Source organism: Natrinema soli, from assembly GCF_028618695.1.
Genome location: NZ_JAQIVI010000201.1, coordinates 1 through 2,152 on the forward strand (window position 1 = coordinate 1; position 2,152 = coordinate 2,152).

Annotated in this window: 4 protein-coding genes and 1 pseudogene; 4 read left to right on the plus strand and 1 reads right to left on the minus strand. The window is 64.4% G+C overall.

All coding sequences use genetic code 11. The features are described from left to right. A pseudogene (locus PGX04_RS13120) lies at window positions 1–242 on the plus strand (5,10-methylenetetrahydromethanopterin reductase); the annotation flags it as partial. Between the two features lie 17 nt (window positions 243–259). Here the strand turns inward: PGX04_RS13120 and PGX04_RS13125 are convergent. After that, on the minus strand, window positions 260–463 hold the full coding sequence (locus PGX04_RS13125; protein WP_273738910.1) for a DUF8024 family protein: 204 nt from the start codon (window positions 461–463) through the stop codon (window positions 260–262). A gap of 119 nt (window positions 464–582) precedes the next feature. On the opposite strand from PGX04_RS13125, the gene PGX04_RS13130 reads away from it, so the two are divergent. The 3 genes from PGX04_RS13130 to PGX04_RS13140 all read left to right on the plus strand — a co-directional run. After that, window positions 583–936, plus strand: a complete 354-nt coding sequence (locus tag PGX04_RS13130; RefSeq protein ID WP_273738911.1) for a DUF7573 domain-containing protein — start codon at window positions 583–585, stop codon at window positions 934–936. Window positions 937–1,032: 96 nt separating this feature from the next. Further along, entirely contained in the window at window positions 1,033–1,227 is a 195-nt protein-coding gene (locus tag PGX04_RS13135; RefSeq protein WP_098725289.1) for a cold-shock protein, read from the plus strand. A gap of 265 nt (window positions 1,228–1,492) precedes the next feature. After that, window positions 1,493–2,152: AAA family ATPase (locus PGX04_RS13140; protein WP_273738912.1), on the plus strand; the 660-nt coding region annotated here is incomplete at its 3' end.

Sequence of the window (2,152 nt, forward strand, 5' to 3'; positions counted from 1 at the left end):
CCGCGGTGAGCGAGGCGCTCGAGCGAGGGGCGCTTCCCGAGGCCTTCGGTCGCGTTACCCCGGCGATGATCGACGCGTTCTGTATCGCTGGAACGACGGAGACGGTCGCGGACCGGTTCGCCGCGGCGCTCGAGCACGTCGACGGGATCGTCGTCGGCTCGCCGCTGGGTCCGGATCTCGAGGATGCGATCGAACGGGCGAGCGAGGCGCTCGCTCGGGCGAACGAGATGCAACGCGAGTGAAAAGTCAGCCACCGCGGTCAGTTCGCGGTGAAGAGGTTTCCGACCGCGCCGAGGGTGAGGACGCCGAAGACGCCCATCGAGAAGGCGACGAGGAGCGCGCCGGTCAGGATGAGTAGCGGTGCGAGTCCCGCGCCCATCGCGACATCACCGAAGAGTTCGGTCATTTCGGAGAGGTCGTTCACGACGCGATTCGCGACGTTCAGCGGTGTGACGGTGTCCATAATCGGGCGTTGTGACCCGTGCTACTTGGCCGTACCGGTCCCGTTCAACGCCGCTCGCTGTGCGTCGTCCTCGAGAGCGGAAGCGAGCGATTAAGCCACCGGCGCTCGTACTCCCGTCCGTGACCGACGACGCGACGCTCTCGGATTTCGCGTCCGACGCTACCGACGAGTCGGACGACGACTCGAGGACCGACGGCGACTCGACAGCGGGAGTCGACGACGAGCCAGCACCTGAAACCGCTGCCGACCCAGCGCCGGAAACCGCTGCCGACCCCGCACCGGACGCCAACGCCGGCCCAGCATCGGGTGTCGACTCCGACGCTCCATCAGCGGACGCGGACGACTCCACTGGCGAAGCGGAACACTCCACGTACGCCTGGGGCGAGTTCGACTGCAGTCAGTGCGACGGCGCGACCGACCGTGTCTGGCGTTCTGACGGCGATCTAGTCTGTCCCGACTGCAAGGAGTGGTAACGGATGACTGGCTGGGGTAACAGCGTACTTCTCGAGGAATGCCTGCAAATGTGCTCCCGAAGATTTATATCTTCGTCGCGGTTCTATTGGGACGCAATGGCGAAAGGTACGGTCGACTTCTTCAACGACACAGGCGGCTACGGATTCATCGAAACTGACGACGCGGACGACGACGTGTTCTTCCACATGGAAGACGTCGGCGGTCCCGACCTCGAAGAGGGGCAGGAGGTCGAGTTCGATATCGAGGAGGCCGAAAAAGGGCCACGCGCGACGAACCTCGAGCGAGTCTAGGCTGTTCCGTCGAGTGGTATCGTTCTCTGATTGCTACTCGGGTAGCGGCGGCTCTCGGCTATGAGTGGAACTGTTCTCGTGTGAGATCGTTCGTGACTCGCTCGAGGACCGCGCTCGTCCCGAGCGGAGCGTCACGACGGGGACGACGACGGCGATGTCTTCTCGCATAACTGGTGGTTCATGTGACACAAAGCATATGTTCCGGAGCCACGGATGTCGTCGTAATGACCGCGTCGTCCGGGTCCCCGCGGACACCTTCGACACTATGACTGACGCAAACCCGACAGTAGACGTAGGCACCGAGTCGACGGCCGACGGCGACGCCCTCCGAATTCCGACGGTCGAACGACTGTGTGCCGACATCGAGACGAACGTCTCGCGCGTGATCGTCGGCCACGACGACGCCATCGAACACGTCGTCACCGCCGTCCTCGGGCGCGGACACGTCCTGCTCGACGACGTTCCCGGCGTCGGCAAGACCATGCTGGCGCGTTCGATCGCCAAATCCGTCGACTGCACGTTCAGTCGCGTCCAGTTCACGCCGGATCTCCTCCCCACCGACGTCACCGGTGTGAACGTCTTCAACCAGAAGACCCGCGAGTTCGAGTTTCAGTCCGGTCCCGTCTTCGGCAACATCGTCCTCGGCGACGAGATCAACCGCGCGCCGCCCAAGACGCAGGCCGCCCTGCTCGAGGCCATGGAGGAGGGACAGGTCACCACCGACGGCCGGACGCGCGAGCTGCCGACGCCGTTTACCGTGATCGCGACCCAGAACGCCGTCGAACCGAATCGGACCTACGATCTGCCCTTCGCCGAACTCGACCGGTTCATGAAGAAGCTCCACCTCGGCTATCCGGAGCCAGACGAGGAGGCGGAACTGCTCGGCCGGACCGTCGGCGACCATCCCATCGAGTCGCTCGAGCCG

Bases quoted from the DNA above. Each gene is read 5' to 3' on its own strand.
- PGX04_RS13125 (WP_273738910.1), bottom strand. From the start codon at position 463: ATGGACACCGTCACACCGCTGAACGTCGCGAATCGCGTCGTGAACGAC.
- PGX04_RS13135 (WP_098725289.1), top strand. From the start codon at position 1,033: ATGGCGAAAGGTACGGTCGACTTCTTCAACGACACAGGCGGCTACGGA.